13 protein-coding genes are annotated in these 17,782 nt (G+C 71.7%); 8 read left to right on the top strand and 5 right to left on the bottom strand.

What is annotated here, in order from left to right; genetic code table 11:
- Nucleotides 1-220: 220 nt before the first annotated feature.
- Nucleotides 221-700, top strand: a complete 480-nt coding sequence (locus QN245_RS20910; protein WP_317844143.1) for an REP-associated tyrosine transposase — start codon at nucleotides 221-223, stop codon at nucleotides 698-700.
- 305 nt (nucleotides 701-1,005) lie between these two features.
- A complete protein-coding gene (locus QN245_RS20905; protein ID WP_317844142.1) occupies nucleotides 1,006-2,820 on the top strand; it encodes a DUF885 domain-containing protein in 1,815 nt (604 codons plus the stop codon).
- Between the two features lie 57 nt (nucleotides 2,821-2,877).
- On the opposite strand, the gene QN245_RS20900 is transcribed toward QN245_RS20905, so the two are convergent.
- Genes QN245_RS20900 through QN245_RS20885 form a run of 4 tightly spaced genes read right to left on the bottom strand, consistent with a single transcriptional unit; the run spans nucleotide 2,878 to nucleotide 8,945 of the window.
- Nucleotides 2,878-6,087, bottom strand: a complete 3,210-nt coding sequence (locus QN245_RS20900; protein WP_317844141.1) for an efflux RND transporter permease subunit — start codon at nucleotides 6,085-6,087, stop codon at nucleotides 2,878-2,880.
- A gap of 10 nt (nucleotides 6,088-6,097) precedes the next feature.
- Complete coding sequence (locus QN245_RS20895; RefSeq protein ID WP_317844140.1) at nucleotides 6,098-7,300, bottom strand: efflux RND transporter periplasmic adaptor subunit; 1,203 nt, start codon at nucleotides 7,298-7,300, stop codon at nucleotides 6,098-6,100.
- Nucleotides 7,297-8,550: a TolC family protein gene (locus QN245_RS20890; protein WP_317844139.1), complete on the bottom strand. Its 1,254-nt coding sequence runs from the start codon at nucleotides 8,548-8,550 to the stop codon at nucleotides 7,297-7,299. The genes QN245_RS20895 and QN245_RS20890 overlap by 4 nt, the downstream gene beginning before the upstream one ends.
- Before the next feature lie 56 nt (nucleotides 8,551-8,606).
- Entirely contained in the window at nucleotides 8,607-8,945 is a 339-nt protein-coding gene (locus QN245_RS20885) for a hypothetical protein (RefSeq protein ID WP_160969511.1), read from the bottom strand.
- 299 nt (nucleotides 8,946-9,244) lie between these two features.
- On the opposite strand from QN245_RS20885, the gene rpmB reads away from it, so the two are divergent.
- The 4 genes from rpmB to QN245_RS20865 all read left to right on the top strand — a co-directional run bounded on the left by rpmB (nucleotide 9,245) and on the right by QN245_RS20865 (nucleotide 12,776).
- A complete protein-coding gene (rpmB, locus tag QN245_RS20880; protein WP_160969509.1) occupies nucleotides 9,245-9,481 on the top strand; it encodes a 50S ribosomal protein L28 in 237 nt (78 codons plus the stop codon).
- A 10-nt stretch (nucleotides 9,482-9,491) separates the two neighbouring features.
- Complete coding sequence (gene rpmG / locus QN245_RS20875; RefSeq protein WP_169411268.1) at nucleotides 9,492-9,659, top strand: 50S ribosomal protein L33; 168 nt, start codon at nucleotides 9,492-9,494, stop codon at nucleotides 9,657-9,659.
- A gap of 160 nt (nucleotides 9,660-9,819) precedes the next feature.
- Nucleotides 9,820-11,238, top strand: a complete 1,419-nt coding sequence (gene cls, locus QN245_RS20870; RefSeq protein WP_317844138.1) for a cardiolipin synthase — start codon at nucleotides 9,820-9,822, stop codon at nucleotides 11,236-11,238.
- A gap of 113 nt (nucleotides 11,239-11,351) precedes the next feature.
- Nucleotides 11,352-12,776, top strand: a complete 1,425-nt coding sequence (locus QN245_RS20865) for an FAD/NAD(P)-binding protein (protein WP_317844137.1) — start codon at nucleotides 11,352-11,354, stop codon at nucleotides 12,774-12,776.
- A gap of 131 nt (nucleotides 12,777-12,907) precedes the next feature.
- On the opposite strand, the gene QN245_RS20860 is transcribed toward QN245_RS20865, so the two are convergent.
- Complete coding sequence (locus QN245_RS20860) at nucleotides 12,908-14,470, bottom strand: MFS transporter (protein ID WP_425612889.1); 1,563 nt, start codon at nucleotides 14,468-14,470, stop codon at nucleotides 12,908-12,910.
- Between the two features lie 115 nt (nucleotides 14,471-14,585).
- Here QN245_RS20860 and QN245_RS20855 point away from each other — a divergent pair, with 115 nt between their 5' ends.
- Nucleotides 14,586-15,467, top strand: a complete 882-nt coding sequence (locus tag QN245_RS20855) for a LysR family transcriptional regulator (RefSeq protein ID WP_317844135.1) — start codon at nucleotides 14,586-14,588, stop codon at nucleotides 15,465-15,467.
- 70 nt (nucleotides 15,468-15,537) lie between these two features.
- Nucleotides 15,538-17,739 (top strand): DNA helicase II, encoded by a 2,202-nt coding sequence (gene uvrD, locus QN245_RS20850; RefSeq protein WP_160969499.1) that lies wholly within the window; start codon nucleotides 15,538-15,540, stop codon nucleotides 17,737-17,739.
- The last annotated feature ends 43 nt before the right edge of the window (nucleotides 17,740-17,782 follow it).

Below are 17,782 nucleotides of genomic sequence, written 5' to 3'. Positions count from 1 at the left end.
GTAACAGTTTCCGATCGCGACCGGCCCTCTCGTAGGAGCGGCTTCAGCCGCGACCCGGACCTTGCCGCCCTCAGTGGCAAGGATCACGGCGCAGACACCGCGGCAAGCACGCGCCCCGCCGTTGCCGGCACCAATCCGACATGGATTCGCGCACTATTCCGACAAGCGCGCCAGTCAAGCGCCGCTGTTGCCATGGTGCGATGAGCTGGATGCTGGTGCCATGCACATCGAACCAACCAAAGGCCATCGCGCGTTGCGCGCTGGACGCCATGGCGATACGGGGCAGCTCTACTTGCTGACCGCTGTGACGTTCGAGCGCGCGCCATTGTTCGCGGATTGGCGGTGCGCCCATGCGGCTGCGGCGTGCCTGGCAGAGCGAAGCAGCTGGCCCGGTGCTCGCCTGCTGTGCTGGGTGTTGATGCCCGACCACTGGCATGGCCTGATCGAACTACATGCCACCATGACGTTGGCGCAGGCCATGCAGCGGGCCAAGGGGCGGTGCGCCCGCGCAGTGAATCTCGCGCGCGGTCGTGGCGGCTGTGTCTGGTCGCGTGGCTTCCATGATCATGCGCTGCGGCGCGACGACGATGTCCTGCGTGTTGCCCGTTACATCGTGGCTAATCCATTGCGTGCCGGCCTGGTGCCGCGTCTGGGCGAATATCCGTATTGGGATGCGGTATGGCTGACTTCTCCTTCGTGAAGTGGCAGCCGCAACCGAAGCCAACGGTGGAGGTGCATGTGTATCGGTGGTCTCAGGGGCTTCTAATCGGTGGGGAAGGCCCACTGTAGGAGTGGCTTCAGCCGCGGCCGGCATTGTCGGTAACGCCCGTCGCGGCTGAAGCCGCTCCTACGAATGACGACATGCCACGTTGGTTCCGGCAAAGAGCGGGTTATCAGATACCTTACGCCGTCACCCCATCATCGCTCCACACAGGACTTCCGGCCCACCCGCCAAGCAGGGTGGGGATGCGATGATCGACGATCCGTTCCTGCCGTGTGCCGCCCATGCCGATGTTCGCCAAGACCCCACTGGCCGCTTCCCTGCTGCTCGCGCTCGCCGTCGCTGCGCCCGCGCTGGCCGCACCGCCGGCGTCGCCGACGTCCGGCGCAGTGCCGGCCACGGCCGCTGCCAGCGCCGCCGATGCGCGCTTCCAGGCCATCTACGAGAAGGAGTGGGCCTGGCGCCAGGCGCAGCTCGGCCAGGCCGACGAGGACAGCGACAGCAGCGGCGACAACCGCCGTCTGCCGGACGTCGGCGCCGCCGCGCAGGCAGCGCGCTTGAAGGTGTGGGAGGACGTGCTGCAGCAGTTGGACACGCTCGATGCGGCCCAGCTTTCGCCGGAGAACCAGGTGAACCTGGCGGTGTACCGGCCGCAGGTGGAGAACCTGGCCGCCTCGGTGCGGCTGCGCGCCTACGAGATGCCGTTCAACTCCGACAGCGCGTTCTGGTCGGACCTGGCGTTCATGGCCCGACGCAATCTGCGCACTGCAGACGAGTACCGCGCCTACATCGCGCGGCTGGAGGACGTGCCGCGCTACTTCGCGCAGCAGACCGACAACATGCGCGCCGGGCTCAAGCGCGGCTTCAGCGTGCCGCGTGCGGTGCTCGATGGTCGCGACGGCGCCATCGCCAATGTGGCCGAACTGAAGGATCCGACCGCGGCGGTGCTGTACACGCCGTTCAAGCAGATGCCGGCGCAGATTCCCGCCGCCGAGCAGGCGCAGCTGCGCGCGCAGGCGCAGGCGGCGCTGCGCGACAAGGTGATCCCGGCCTACGCGCAGCTGCTGACCTTCTATCGCCAGGAGTACATGCCGCAGGCGCGCACCACGCTGGCCGCCGAAGCCCTGCCCGACGGCAAGGCCTTCTACCGGCAGCAGATCCGTGAGTACACCACGCTGGACATGGACCCCGAGCAGATCCATCAGCTCGGCCTGCGCGAGGTGGCGCGGATCCAGAAGGAGATGGACGCGATCATCCAGCAGGTCGGCTTCCAGGCGCCGGCCGGGCAGAAGACCTTCCCGGCGTTCCTGCAGTTCCTGCGCACCGATCCGCAGTTCTACGTGAAGACCCCGCAGGAGCTGCTCGATCGCGCCGCGTGGATCGCCAAGCGGGTGGATGGCGAGGTCGGCAAGTTCATCGGCACGCTGCCGCGCGGGCGCTTCACCATCGTGCCGGTGCCGGCGGACATCGCCCCGTTCTGGACCGCCGGCCGCGGTGGTGTCGGCACCTACTGGCTCAACACCTACGACCTGCCGTCGCGGCCGCTGTACAACCTGCCGGCGCTGACCCTGCACGAATCTTCGCCGGGCCATTCGCTGCAGGGCGCGCTGGCCGAGGAACAGAGCGCGCAGCCGGCGTTCCGCCGCGAGAACTACATCTCCGCCTACGGCGAGGGCTGGGCGCTGTACACCGAGAAGCTGGGCAAGGAGATGGGCATCTATGCCACGCCCTACGAGGACTTCGGCCGGCTCAGCTACGAGATGTGGCGCGCCTGCCGTTTGGTGATCGACACCGGCGTGCACCACAAGGGCTGGACCCGCGCGCAGGCGCAGGCCTATCTGCGCGAGCGCACCGCGCTCAGCGAGCACGAGGTCACCACCGAGGTCGACCGCTACATCTCCTGGCCCGGCCAGGCGCTGAGCTACAAGCTCGGCGAGTTGACCATCCTCGACCTGCGCGCCGAGGCCGAGCGCGAACTCGGCCCGGACTTCGACATCAAGTCCTTCCACGACGCGGTGCTGCAGCAGGGCTCGGTGCCGCTGCCGGTGTTGCAGCAGCAGATCCGCGCCTACATCGCCGCGCGCAAGAAGAAGGCCTGACGGCCGCCGCGCGGGCCGGCGCCGCTTCCAGCGGGAAGCGCGCCGGCCTGTGCGGGATCAGCCGGCCACGCGCGGCCCGGCGATGCGCGCGGCGAACGTCGGCAGCACCAGCAGGGTCAGCGCGGTGGCGGTGAGCAGCCCGCCGATCACCACCGTCGCCAGCGGTTTCTGCACCTCCGCCCCGGCGCCGCTGGCGATGGCCATCGGCAGGAAGCCGACGATCGCCACCAGCGCGGTGGTCAGCACCGCGCGCAGGCGGCTGGCCGCGCCGTCGATCGCGGCCTGCCACGGCGCCTCGCCAGCCTGGCGGCGCTCGCCGATGGCCTGCATCAACACCAGCCCGTTCAAGGTCGCCACGCCGGACACGGCAATGAAGCCGACCGCCGCCGAGACCGAGAACGGCATGCCGCGCAGCAGCAGGGCGAGGATGCCGCCGACCAGCGCCAGCGGCACGCAGCCGAACACCAGCAACGCTTCCCTGGCGTTGCGCAGGGCCATGAACAGCAGGCTGCCGATCAGCAGGAACACCACCGGCACCACCATCGCCAGGCGCCGTTCGGCACGCTGCAGGTTCTCGAACTGTCCGCCCCAGCGCAGGTAGGCGCCCGGCGGCAGCGCTACTTCGGCCACCGCCGCCTGCGCTGCGGCGACGAAGCCGCCCAGGTCGCGACCGCGCACGTTGGCCTGCACCACCACGCGGCGGCTGCCGTTGTCGCGGCTGATCTGGTTCGGTCCTTCGCTGACGTCGATGCGCGCCACCGAGGACAACGGAATCACCTGCCCGGCAGGCGTGGCGATCGGCAGTGCGGCCAGCTGGTCCGGATCGTTGCGCGCGGCGTCGTCCAGCCGTACCACCACGTCGAAGCGGCGGTCGCCCTCGAAGATCCGCCCGGCCGCGGCGCCGCCGATGCCGGTGCTCACCGCCTCGCTGACGTCGGCCGCAGTCAGCCCGAGTTGCGCGGCCGCGACGTGATCGATGCGCACGTTGAGCGTGGGCAGGCCGGCGACCTGTTCCACCCGCACGTCAGCGGCGCCGGGCACCGCGCGCAGTTTCAGCGCCACCTGGTCGGCGGTGGCGCGCAGGCGCTGCATGTCGTCGCCGAACACCATCACCGCCAGGTCGGTACGCACGCCGGAGATCAACTCGTTGAAACGCAGCTCGATCGGTTGGCTGAACTCCACGCCGTTGCCCAGCTGCTGTCCGGCCAGTTGTTCCAGGCGTTCCACCAGCGCTTCCTTGTGCAATGCCGGATCGGGCCACTGCGCGCGTGGCTTCAGCATGATCAAGCTGTCGGAGATGTTGGTCGGCATCGGGTCGATCGCCGCCTCGGCGGTGCCGATGCGCGAGAACACCGCCGCCACCTCAGGCTGCCGGGCGATGGCCGTCTCCAGTGCCAGCTGCATCGCCAGCGACTGCTCCAGCGAGGTCGAGGGCACGCGCAACGCCTGCATCGCCACGTTGCCTTCGTCCAGCGTCGGCATGAACTCGCGGCCCAGCAGCGCGAACGCGCCGACGCCCAGCACGCCCACCAGCGCCACGCCAGCGGCCACCGTGCGCGGACGCGCGACCGCGCCGCCGATCAGCGGTTGCAGGCGCCGCCGCAGCCAGCCGATCAACCAGGTCTCGTGCTCGCCGGCGTGGTCCGGGGCCGCATCGGCGCGCGGGGTCGGCTCGCGCACCAGCAGCGCGGCCATCGCCGGCACGAAGGTGAAGGAGAACAGGAACGCGCCGACCAGGGCCAGCATGAAGGTCGCCGCCATCGGCTGGAACGTCTTGCCCTCCACGCCCTCCAGGGTGAGGATCGGCGCGAACACCAGCAGGATGATCAACTGCCCGAACGCCGCCGGCCGCGCCATCTTGCGTGCCGCCTCCGCCGCCACGCCCAGCCGCTCGGCCGCGGTGAGGGCGCGGCCCAGCGCGGCGCGGCGCTGGCCCAACAGCAGCAGCGTCGACTCGACCACGATCACCGCGCCGTCGACCAGGATGCCGAAGTCCAGCGCACCCAGGCTCATCAGGTTGCCGCTGATGCCGAAGCGCTGCATGCCGATCACCGCGAACAGGAACGACAACGGGATCACCAGCGCGGCGATCGCCGCCGCGCGCAGGTTGCCCAGCAGCAGGAACAGCACCACCACCACCAGCAACGCGCCTTCGGTGAGGTTCTTGGCCACCGTGCGGATGGTGGCGTTGACCAGCACGCTGCGGTCCAGCACCGGCATGGCGACGATGTCCGGCGGCAGCGTGGCGTTGACCTGCTGCAAACGCGCGGCCGCGGCCTGTGCCACGGTGCGGCTGTTGTCGCCGGCGAGCATCAACGCCGTGCCCAGCACCGCCTCGTGGCCGTTGCGGCTGGCCGCGCCCAGGCGCGGTGCGCGGCCGGTTGCGACCTCGGCCACGTCGGCCACACGTACCACCACGCCATTGCGGGTGGCCACCGGCGCCTGGGCGAGATCGTCGGCGCCCAGCGCCAGGCCGTCGGCACGCACCACCAGGCCTTCGCCGGCGCGCTGCACGAAGCCGGCGCCGGCCTGCACGTTGGCGCGCTGCAGGGCCGTCACCAGATCGGCCAGGCCCAGGCCATGCGCGGCCAGCCGCGCGGTGTCCGGATGCACGGCGTATTCCTTGACGTAGCCGCCGATCGTGTCGACCCCGGCCAGGCCCGGGCTGGAGCGCATCTGTGGCGCGATGATCCAGTCCTGCACGGTGCGCAGGTAGGTGGCGCGTTCCTGCGGCGTACGCAGCAGTTCGCCTTCCGGCGTGCGGTAGACCGCGCCGGCCTGCCAGCCCGCCGCGCCCGGCCGCGCCAGCCGGGCCGGGTCGAACGCGGTGAAGTCCACCGTCCACATCAGCACCTCGCCCAGGCCGGTGGTCACCGGCGACAGCCGCGGCGTCACGCCGTCGGGCAGATCCTCGGCCGCCTCGCGCATGCGCTCGGCCACCTGCTGGCGGGCGAAGTACAGATCGGTGGCGTCGCTGAAGATCGCGGTGACCTGCGAGAAGCCGTTGCGCGACAGCGAGCGCGTGGTGACCAGGCCGGGAATGCCGGCCAGCGCCGTCTCCAGCGGATAGGTCACCTGGCGTTCGATCTGCTCGGGGGTCAGCGCCGGGGCGACGGTGTTGAGCTGCACCTGGCGGTTGGTGATGTCCGGGACCGCGTCGATCGGCAGCCGGCCCAACTGGTACAGGCCCCAGCCGGCGATCAGCGCGGCCAGGAACAGCACCAGCCAGCGCAGGCGCACCGCGGTGTCGATGATGAGAGTGAACATGGTCGCGTCCTCAGTGGCCGTGCTCGGCGTCGCCCTTGGCCAGTTCGGCCTTGAGCAGGAAGGCGTTGCGGCCGGCGATGCGTTCGCTGCCGCGCAACCCGTCGAGGATCTCGATGCGGTCGCCGGCGCGGCGTCCGGTCAGCACCGGCTGCGCGCGGAAGCCCTCGGCGACGGCGACGAACACCGCGCTGCGGCCTTCCACGGTCTGCACCGCGTCGGCCGGCACGCTCAGCGCGGTGTCCTGGCCTTCGGTGACGACCACCGCCGACACCGGCGACCCCGCCGGCGGCAGCGGCGCGGCGACCGGCATGGCGCGGATCACCGCGGCACCGCCCGGGGCGCGCAGGTCGGCGGTCGCCGCAGTGACCGTGGCGGCGAAACTGGCGCCTGGCGCGCTCACCTCCAGCGTCGTCCCCGGTGCGACCTGCGCCGCCAGTGCCGGCGGCGCGGCGAACACCAGTTCGTTCATGGCCGGATCGGTGACCTCGGCCACCACGCTGCCGGCCGCGACCACGCTGCCCGGGGTGACCTGCACCGCGCCGACCCGCCCGTCCAGCGGGCTGACGATGCGCACGCGGCCGCTGGCGTCGGGCGCGCCGTTGGCCGCAGCCTGCGCCTGTGCCGCCGCGGCCTGCGCACGCGCCGCCACGGCCCGCGCATGCGAGCTTTCCAGCTCCTGGCGGGCGACCACGCCCTGCGCGACCAGGGTCTGGTCGCGCGCATGCACCAGCCGCGCGGCCTCGGCCTCGGCGCTGGCGGCCAGCGCATTGGCGCGGAACACCGCGGCCTCGCCGCTGACCACGATCGCCAGCGGCTGCCCGCGGCGCACCGTGCTGCCGGGCGCGACCAGCACGCGCTCGACGCGGCCGGTGATGCTCGCGGCCACCGCGGCGCGTGCACCCACCGCCGGTTCGACCCGGCCGGCCAGGCGGGTCGATGCGCCACCGCCGCGGCCGACCGCGACCACCTCGATCCCCGATGCGGCGCGTTGCTGCGGGGTCAGCCGTACCGTGTCGCCGGCATCGGCATCGGCATCGGCATCGGGCGTGTCGGTGCGCTCGCGCGCGGCGTCCTCGCGTTCAGTGCCATGGCCGTGGGCATCGGCGGCCGCCGGGGCGGCCTGCTTGTCGCCGGCGCACGCGGCCAGCAGCAGTGCCAGCAGGGGCCCCAGCAGCAGGCAGCCGGCGCGGAAGATCGGACGGGACAGGTTCATTGGACCTCCATGAACGGCGCGCGCCCTTCCAGGCGGGCCAGCTCGATTTCTGCCGTGACCCGCGCCAGGCGGGCGTCCACGGCGATGCCGCGGGCGGCGATGAGCGCAGCACGGGTGCTGCGCAGTTCCAGTTGTGCGATGCGCCCGGCATCGAAGCCGATGCGGGCCAGGCGATAGGCCTCCTCCGCGGCCGCCACGCCGTCGTCGGCCGCGCGCGTGCGGCTACCGGCGGCCTTCAGCGTGGCGAGCGCGGCCAGGCGGTCGGCGGCGCTGGCGCGGCGTTGCTGGTCCAGCCGCGCCTCGGCCGCGCGCTGTTCGGCGCTGGCGGCACGGATGCCGCCGCGGTTGCGGTCGAACAGCGGCACGCTGAGGCTGACGCCGAGCGTGTAGGCGTGGGCGCGGTCTTCGCGGAAGCGGGTCTGCCCGGCGGTCAGGCTCAGGTCGGGCAGGGCGCGCTTGCGCTCCACCTCGACCAGGCGCGCGGCGGCCTCGGCCTCGGCGCTGGCGATGCGCACCGGCAGCGCCGCCGCCTCGCGCGCGCGCGGCAGTGGGGGCGCGCGGTCGAGCAGGCCGGCGTCGATGGACTGCACCGGCGTCTCCAGCAGGGCGATCGCGGCCAGGCGTGCCAGCGCCGCGTCGCGGAATGCCTGTGCCTCGTCCACCGCGGCGCTGGCATCGGCCACCTCGCTGCGCGCCTGCACCGCACGCAGTTGCGGCTCGCGGCCCTGCGCGACCATCGCGGCCATGGCCGCCGCATCGTCGCGGGTCAGCGCCAGCGCCTGTTCGGCCAGGGCGGCGCGGCGCAATGCGGCCTCCGCCTGCGCGTAGGCCAGCGCCAGTTCGCCGGCGGCATCGCTGCGGCTTTGCGCGCCGCGCAATGCAGCGCTGTCGGCCTCGGCGCGGGCCGCGCGCACGCGTGCGCCGCGCTGGCCCCAGAGCTCCAGCGGCTGCGACAGGCTGAGTGTGGTTTCGGCCCGGCCCGTGCCGGCATAGGCGCCGGTGCCCCAGGCGTTTTCGGTGGAGTATGACAGCGACGGGTTGGGCAGCGCACGGGCCTGGTCGGCGCGTGCGTCTGCGGCCTCGGCCAGCGCCGCGCCCACGCGGGTGCCGGGCAACTGGTCGAGGCGTTCGAGCAAGGTGTCGTAGGAAGGGGCGGTCTGCGCCATCGCCAGCGCGGCCGGGACCAGGCCCAGCAGCACGGCAACGACCCGCCCGGCCGCGCGCGGCGGCAGACGTGTCGGAGTCGACATGAAGAAATTCCAGAGGTGAGGGAAACGGAAACCCGCGATCGCGGGACACGCTCAACTCACGCTCGGGGAGGTCGCTTCAATCCGTCCTGGACGAGACCGTCGGGTGCGGCCTCGCCGGCCTGCATCCAGCGCGCCGGTCGTGGCGCGCCGAGCATGGCGAGGGTGCTCGCCGGCAGGCTCAGATTCGAGTGGTGGCAATGATTGTGGCTGCAACTGCCGGCGTGCTTGCCGTCGCTGTCGTCGCCATCGGCATGCGCCGCGGCGGGCGTGTGCACGGCGTCGGCGGACTCCGGCTCCAGCGCGCAGGCCAGCGCATCGGCCACCGGCACGACCACGAATGCCGCCAGCAGCAGCATCAGCAGGGAGGTACGCAGTGGTCGGAACAGGCGGCGCATGACCGGGGCAGGCTAGCAAGCCGATTCGGCCGGATACAATAGCAACGCCTGCTCGGTCCAGCGGCACGGACCCGCACACCGCCCGGCCCCTGTGGACAACTTGCACAAGTGCTTGATCGCCTGCATAATGCGCGGCTCGCTGTGCCCGGCTCCGGTCGGAACGGCGGCCGGATGCGCGATCTCCGGCCGGCCTCTTCCAGCGTAACCGCTTGATTTCCCACGTCGCGTGGTGGCCGCAGGGCTGCCGGGGCCGCCGTCTCCCAGGCTATGGGCGACTCAAACTACTATCGAGGTGCGCAATGTCCCGCGTATGCCAAGTGTCCGGCAAGCGTGTGCAGACGGGTAACAACGTCTCCCACGCCAACAACAGAACCCGTCGTCGCTTCCTGCCCAACCTGCACGAGCGCCGTTTCTGGGTCGCCAGCGAGAACCGCTGGGTCAAGCTGAAGGTTTCCGCGCACGCGCTGCGCACCATCGACAAGAACGGCATCGACAGCGTTCTGGCTGAGCTGCGTGCGCGCGGCGAAAAGGTCTGAGGAGTAGAGCATCATGGCAGGCAAGCGCGATAAGGTCCGTATGATTTCCTCGGCCGGTACTGGCCACTTCTACACCACGGACAAGAACAAGAAGAACACCCCGGGGAAGATGGAATTCCTCAAGTACGATCCGGTCGTGCGCAAGCACGTCCTGTACAAGGAAGGCAAGATCAAGTGATCGGCTGATCCTCGGATCGCTGCTCACGCTGGACACGGAACCCGCCGCAAGGCGGGTTTCGTGCGTCTGGGGGCATGGAAAAACCCGCCGTTGATGCGGCCATGGTTGCGTTTGTCGGCGCAGTCCGCAGAATCGGGCGACCTGGGTTGCGAGGATCGCGATGCTGCCGGTCTGGTTGGAAGGCACGTGGCTGCTGGCGCTGGACTGGTTGATCCGGCTGGTGGCGCTGTTGTGGATCCCCACCCGCACCACGCCGGGCGCGGCGCGCAGCTGGCTGCTGCTGGTGGGCTTCGTGCCGTTGCTGGGGCTGCCGCTGTACCTGTTGCTCGGCCACCCCTGGCTGTCGCGCGAGCGCATCCGCCGCCAGGCGCTGGCCTCGCAGGTCATCCGCGAGCAGCAGGTGCCGCTGACCGCGCTGCGCTGGGCGCCGCCGGCCGACACCGTGGTCGCCGAGGTGGTGCCGCTGGTCGAGCGCCAGGGCGACTTCATGCCGACCCACGGCAACAGCGTCGAGCTGCTCGACCGCTATGCGTCCTCGCTGCAGGCGCTGATCGACGACATCGACGCGGCGGTCGAGCGCGTGCACCTGCTGTACTACCTGATGTTCGACGACGCGGTCGGCGATGCGGTGAGCGCCGCGTTGCTGCGCGCCGCCGCGCGTGGCGTGCACTGCCGGTTGCTGCTGGATGCGCGCGGCGGTCGTCGTGGCCTGTGCCGCTACCGCAGGCGCCTGCACGCGGCCGGGGTCGAGGTGCAGGCGCTGTTGCCGGGCGGGCTGCGCTGGCGCCGTAGCGGCCGCATGGATCTGCGCAACCATCGCAAGATCGCGGTGATCGACAACCGCGTCGGCTACATCGGTTCGCAGAACCTGGCCGAGCCGCAGTTCGTCCCCGGCCATCCCAATCGCGAACTGGTGGCGCGGGTGCAGGGGCCGGTGGTGGCGCATCTGGAAGCGGTGTTCGCCAGCGACTGGTTCATCGAGACCGGGCAGCGCCTGAGCGTGGTCGCCCCGGCCTCCATCCACGGCGGCGGCGTCGCCACGCAATTGTTGCCCAGCGGGCCGGCGTACCCGTTCGAGAACGCGCGCGACACGGTCAACGCGCTGATCCACCTGGCGCGGCGGCGCATCGTCATGGTCACGCCGTACTTCGTGCCGGACGAGGCCACGCTCAGCGCGCTGCGCATCGCCGCGCTGTCCGGGGTGGACGTGCAATTGATCGTGTCCGAGAGCAACAACCAGCGGCTCACCGCCTGGGCGCAGGAGGCCTATTACGACGAGTTGCTGCGCAGCGGGGTCAAGATCGCGCTGTACCGGCCGTGCTTCCTGCACGCCAAGCACCTGAGCGTGGACGAGGGCATCGCCCTGGTCGGGTCGATCAACCTGGACATCCGCTCGTTCGCGCTGAACGCCGAGGTCGGCATGCTCTGCTACAGCGCCGCGGTGGTGCAGCGGCTGCGCGCGGTGGAAGCCGACTACCTGGCCGATGCGCGGATGCTGACGCTGCAGGACTGGCGCAAGCGGCCGGCCTGGCGACGCAGCCGCGAAGGTATCGCGCGCCTGGCCGATGCGCTGATGTGAAGCGCATGCCGATGACAGGCGCATGACGCGCTCATGCGCGATCGGTGCGGGCACATGCGCGACGGTTCTCAGCCAAGGGCCGGGCCGGTGGGGGCTTCCCTTACAATCGCCGCATGAATGAGCTTGTGCCCAGCGAACCGGCCGACGACGACTGCGATATCGCCATCGTCGGCGGCGGCGCGGCCGGCGTATTGGTCGCGTTGCAGGTGCTGCGCCGGGCCGGCACCGCGCTGCGCGTGCAACTGATCGAGTCGCAGCCGGCGCTGGCGCAGGGCGTGGCCTATGCGACGCCCTGCGCCGAGCACCTGCTGAACGTGACGGCCGGGCGCATGAGCGCCTTCGTCGAGGCGCCCGACGATTTCCTCGACTGGCTGCAGCAGCAGGCGCTGTATCCGCAGCTGTCGCGCGCCGCACTGGCCGAGGCCTACGTGCAGCGCCGCCATTACGCCGCCTATCTGCGCGCGCGCCTGCTGCAGGCGCAGGCCGCCGGGCCGGCGCGTCTGCAATGGCGCCAGGCGCGGGTGCTGGCGTTGCACCCGCAGCCGACGGGCGGACAACGTCTGCAGTTGCACGAGGGTGGCCAGTTGCATGCCGGCGCCACCGTGCTGGCGTTGGGCAACAGCCTGCGCCCGCTGCCGGCGCGCGGCGCCCCCAGTCTCGATGCGCCGGCGCGAGTGGAGGCGTGGGATTACGCGCAGTTGCAGGCGATTCCGCGTGAGGCGACGGTGTGCATCGTCGGCTCCGGGCTGAGCATGGCCGACAGCGTGCTGACCCTGCTGGCCAACGCGCACCGTGGCCCGGTGCACGTGGTGTCGCGGCATGCGTTGCTGCCGTTACCGCACGCTGCGCATGGCGCGCCAGCCGACTTCGATGCGCAGGCGCTGCTGGCGATGCCGCTGCGCCAGCGGATGCGCGCGCTGCGCCGCCACGCCGCCGCGGCGCAGGCGCAGGGCCAGCCCTGGCAGAGCGTGATGGACCGGGTGCGGCCGCTGAGCCAGGCGCTGTGGCAGTCGCTGTCGGTGGCCGAGCAGCGCCGCTTCCTGCGCCACGTGGTGCGCTACTGGGACGTGCACCGTCATCGCATCGCCGCACCGGTCTTCGCGCAACTGCAGGCGATGCGCCGGGTCGGCCAGTTGCGCCTGCACCGCGCGCGGCTGGACACGGTGTTCCCGGTCGGCGCCTGCGTGCAGGTCAACGGCACGGGCGCCGATGGCGTGCCGCTGCAGCTCGATGCGCACTGCGTGATCAACGCCACCGGCGTCGAACTGCGCGCGCAGACCATGCGCAATCCGCTGCTGCATCAGTTGCTCGGCTGCGGCCATGCGCAGCCGGGGCCGCACGGCATCGGCGTGGGCAGCGCCGCCGACGGGGCGCTGCTCGACGCCGACGGCCGCGCCACGCCGCGTATCCGCGTGCTCGGCAGCCTGCGCATCGGCAGCCTGTGGGAAAGCCTGGCGATCCCCGAGCTGCGGGCGCAGGCGCAGCAGACCGCGCAAGCCTTGCTGACGTTGGAGTTGCCGGTCGCCGCCGTGCATTGAGCGCCGCGGCGCATGCCGGCCGCGGTTGCGCGCGGCGCAGCCGCGACCTCCTTTTGTAGGAGCGGCTTCAGCCGCGACCCGGGATTTCGGGAAAGCCCGTCGCGGCTGAAGCCGCTCCTACAGGGGGGCTCCTATCGCGATCCGCGGCTTCCCTCCACCGCATCCTGCGGCGTGCGCCCGAGCAGCACGCAGATCGCGATCGCCGCCAGCGCGGTGATCGCCGCCAGCACCCGGGTCAGCGTGCCGAAGGCCGCGGCGTAGGCCAAGCGCAGTTGCGCTGCGGACAACGCGCCCCCCTGTAAGGATGCCGGTAGATCGCCGGCGACCAGCCGCTGTGCGGTGTCCGCCAGGGCCGCGTGCGGCAGCAGCGGCGCAAGCGCGGCCAGGCGCACGTGCAACAACGCCGCCAGCAAGGCCGCCACGCTGGCCAGGGCGATGCCTTCGCCGGCCACGCGCAAGGTGCCGAACAGGCCGGCGGCCATGCCGGCGCGTTCGGTCGGCACCACGCTGACCGACAGTGCATCCATCAGGCCCCAGGGCAGGGCGGTGCCGGCGCCGATCAACAGCAGCGCCGGCAGCGCCTGCGCCGGTGGCCGCGCGCCCAGCCAGCACAGGCCGGCCGCGGCCACCGCCAACCCGGCCGCGGACAGCCAGGCCGGGGCGATGCGCTGCGCCAGTGCGGCGGCCAGGCTCGGCACCAGCAGCATCGGCGCCGACAGCGCCAGCAGCGTCAGGCCGGCGCTGGCGGCCGGCGCGCCATCCACGCCGATCATGCGCAGTGGCAGCAGCACCAACAGCACCACGTAGCTGTAGCAGGTGGCGACCGGCAGCAGCTGCACACCGACGAAGCGCCGGTAGCGGAACAGGCTCAGGTCCAGCAGCGGATGGCGGCGGCGCCGTTCGATCCGCACGAAAGCGAGCAGCAGCAGCGCGGCGGCACCGAGCAGGGCCAGCGTCGCGGCGCTGCCCCAGCCGCTGTGCGGCCCCTGGATCAGGCCGGCGGTGAACAGCGCCAGCGCCGCGCTGAAACACAGCGCGCCGGCGCGGTCGGGCGGCCCGGCGGCCGGAGCGCGCGAGGCGGGCAGCCAGCGCGCGGCCAGTGCCCACGCCAGTGCCGCGACCGCGGCCACGCCGAAGAAGATCGCGCGCCAGCCCAACTGTTCGCTCAGGGCGCAGGCGGCCAGTGGGCCGAACGCCAGGCCGGTGCCGAAGGTGGTGCCGAGCAGGCTGAACGCGCGCGTGCGCGCCGCGCCGGTGTACAGCTGCGCCAGCGCCGCGGTGCCGGCGGCGAGCGCGGCGGCGGCACCGACGCCTTGCAGCGCCCGCCACAGATCGATCGCCGCGACCGAGCCGGCCACGGCCACGCCCAGGCTGGCCGTGGCGAACAGTGCCAGGCCGCCGAGGAACACCCGGCGCCGCCCATGCCGATCGGCGAGCGCGCCGGCGGCCAGCAGCAGGCTGCCGAAGCTGAGCATGAACGCGTTGGTGATCCAGGCCAGGGCCAGCGCGCTGCCGCCCAGGGCCGCGCCGATCGCCGGGGTGGCGACGGCGCCGCCGGAGAAGTTCAGCGGCAGTGCCAGGGCGGCCAGGCACACCGCGGCCAGGGCGGCGCCGCGGCGCGGCACGGGAGTGGAGCGGGAGGGCGAAGCGGAGGTTGAAGCGGAGGTTGAAGCGGAGGTTGAAGCGGAGGTCATCGGAGCGACTCTTGCGGCGGAGATCGGGACGCCACTAGAGATACCGAGGCGGCAATCCGCGAAAAAGGCCGCAGTCCTCCGCGCTTTGCGGAATGGAACGCTCTAATATCCCGGCATGGATCGCCTCACCGGCATCGTTGCCTTCGTCCGCACCGCCGAACAGCGCAGTTTCGTCGGCGCCGGCCGCGTGCTCGGCATCTCGGCCTCGGCGGTGGGCAAGAGCGTGGCCGCGCTGGAGCGCGAGCTCGGCGTGCGCCTGCTGCAGCGGACCACCCGGCGCATCGCGTTGACCGCCGAGGGCGCGCTGTTCCTGGAGCATTGCCAGCGCGTACTGGCCGACCTGCGCGAGGCCGAGGACGCGCTGGCGCAGACCCGGCAGGCGCCGCGCGGGCGGCTGCGGGTCGGCCTGCCGACGATCGGCTACCGCTTCCTGGTGCCGCTGCTGCCCGAGTTCCGCCAGCGCTATCCGGACGTGGAACTGGACCTGGCGTTCGACGACCGCGTGGTCGACCTGCTCGAACACGGCCTGGACGCGGTGATCCGCAGCGGCGTGCAGGCCGACTCGCGGCTGCTGGCGCGGCGCCTGGGGCCGTTCCGTTTCTGTCTGTGCGCCGCGCCGGACTACCTGCGCCGCCGCGGCGTACCGCAGACCCCGGCGCAGCTGGCCGCGCACGACGGCGTGCTGTTCCGCGTTCCCGGCACCGGCAAGCCGCAGGACTGGCCGCTGGCGGAACCGGCGCCGCTGCCGCCGGCGGTGCTCACCTGCAACAACATGGAAGCGGTGCGCGCGGCGGCGATCGCCGGCATGGGCATCGCCTGCATGCCGGCGTTCCTTGCGCAAGATGCACTGGCCGACGGCCGCCTGCAGTCGGTCCTGGACGCGCACCTGGCCGACGGGGGCGCGTTCTTCGTGGTGTGGCCCTCGAGCCGGCAGCTGTCGCCGAAGCTGCGCGTGTTCGTGGATTTCCTCGCCGATCGGCTGTTCCGCGCCGACTGAGGCGATGCCGCACGCCGATCGGCGCGCGCTGTCGCAGCCGCTGCGCCGCCGCACCGGCTAAAATGCGCGGGTGGATGTCTCTCATTTGCTCGACGATCTGAACCCCGCCCAGCGCGAGGCCGTTTCCGCACCGCCCGGCCATTACCTGGTCCTGGCCGGCGCCGGGTCCGGCAAGACGCGCGTGCTCATTCACCGCATCGCCTGGCTCAACGAAGTCCAGCGCGTGCCGGTGCACGGCATCTTTGCGGTCACCTTCACCAACAAAGCGGCCGGCGAGATGCGCCAGCGCACCGACCTGCAATTGCGCAACGGCAGCCGCGGCATGTGGATCGGCACCTTCCACGGCCTGGCGCACCGGCTGCTGCGCCTGCACTGGCAGGACGCGAAGCTGCCCGAGAGCTTCCAGGTGCTCGATTCGGATGACCAGCTGCGGCTGGTCAAGCGCGTGGTGCAGCAGCTGGAGCTGGACGAGGGCAAGTTCCCGCCCAAGCAGATCGTGTGGTGGATCAACCAGCAGAAGGACGAGGGCCGCCGCGCCCAGCACATCCAGCCGGAGCCGCGCGACGAGTGGGTCACCACCCTGCGCAGCGCCTATGCGCTGTACCAGGAGCGCTGCGACCGCGCCGGCCTGGTCGACTTCGCCGAACTGCTGCTGCGCGCGCACGAACTGCTGCGCGACACCCCGGCGCTGCTGGCGCACTACCGCGCCCGCTTCGGCGAGATCCTGGTCGACGAGTTCCAGGACACCAACGCCATCCAGTACGCGTTCGTGCGCGTGCTCGCCGGCGACAGCGGCCACGTGTTCGTGGTCGGCGACGACGACCAGGCGATCTATGGCTGGCGCGGGGCCAAGGTCGAGAACGTGCAGCGCTTCCTCACCGATTTCCCGAGCGCGCAGACCATCCGCCTGGAGCAGAACTACCGCTCCAGCGCCAACATCCTCAACGCCGCTAACGCGGTGATCGCGCACAACCCCGACCGCATCGGCAAGCAGCTGTGGACCGATTCGGGCGATGGCGAGCCGATCGACCTGTACGCGGCCTACAACGAGGTGGACGAGGCGCGTTACGTGGTCGAGCGCGTGCGCCAGTGGGTACGCGACGGCGGCAGCTACAGCGAGGCGGCGGTGCTCTACCGCAGCAACGCGCAGTCGCGCGCGTTCGAAGAGGCGCTGATCGCCGAACAGGTGCCGTACCGCGTCTATGGCGGCATGCGCTTCTTCGAGCGCGCCGAAATCAAGGACACCCTGGCCTACCTGCGCCTGGTCGCCAACCGTGCCGACGATGCGGCGTTCGAGCGCGCGGTGAACACGCCGGCGCGCGGCATCGGCGATCGCACGCTCGACGAGGTGCGGCGGCTGGCGCGCGCGCAGTCGCTGTCGCTGTGGGCGGCGGCGCAACAGGCCGCGCAGCAGGGCGGCGAACTGGCCGCACGCGCGCGCAACGCGCTGGGCCAGTTCCTGGGCCTGATCGAGCAACTGGCCGCGGAAGTGGCAGGGCTACCGCTGCCCGAGCAGATCGACCAGGTGCTGGCGCGCTCCACCCTGCGCGAGCACTGGAGCAAGGAGAGCCGCGGCGGGCTGGATTCGGAATCGCGCACCGACAACCTCGACGAACTGGTGTCGGTGGCCTCGCGCTTCGTCCGCGCCGACGGCGACGAGGACGCCGACGAAGGCCGCCAGGCGATGACCGAACTGGTCGCGTTCCTGGCCTACGCCTCGCTGGAGGCCGGCGAAGGCCAGGCCCAGGCCGGCGAGGAGGGCGTGCAGCTGATGACCCTGCACTCGGCCAAGGGCCTGGAATTCCCGATCGTGTTCCTGGCCGGCATGGAAGACGGCCTGTTCCCCAGTGCGCGTTCGCTGGAAGAGAGCGGGCGCCTGGAGGAAGAGCGGCGCCTGGCCTACGTCGGCATCACCCGCGCCCGCCACAAGCTGGTGCTGAGCTATGCCGAATCGCGGCGCATCCACGGCCAGGACAACTACAACGTGCCCTCGCGCTTCCTGCGCGAGATCCCGCGCGAGCTGCTGCACGAAGTACGGCCGAAGGTGCAGGTCTCGCGCAGCGCATCGCTGGGCGCGCCGCGCAGCATGGGGCATGGCGTGATCGAGGCGCCGGCGGTCAAGCTCGGTGCCAACGTGCAGCATCCCAAGTTCGGCGGCGGCGTGGTCATCGACTACGAAGGCAGCGGCGCCCACGCCCGCGTGCAGGTGCAGTTCGACGAGGCCGGCGCCAAGTGGCTGGTGATGGCGTACGCCAATCTGACGGTGCTGTAGGCCGCGGCGATGGTGGTATGCCGGGGGGCGGCGTGGTGCGCAG

The sequence above is a fragment of the Xanthomonas rydalmerensis genome, from assembly GCF_033170385.1.
In the GTDB taxonomy this organism is placed as follows: Bacteria; Pseudomonadota; Gammaproteobacteria; order Xanthomonadales; family Xanthomonadaceae; genus Xanthomonas_A; species Xanthomonas_A rydalmerensis.
The sequence above is the reverse complement of the archived record's forward strand: the minus strand, read 5'-3'. Positions and strand labels throughout refer to the sequence as shown.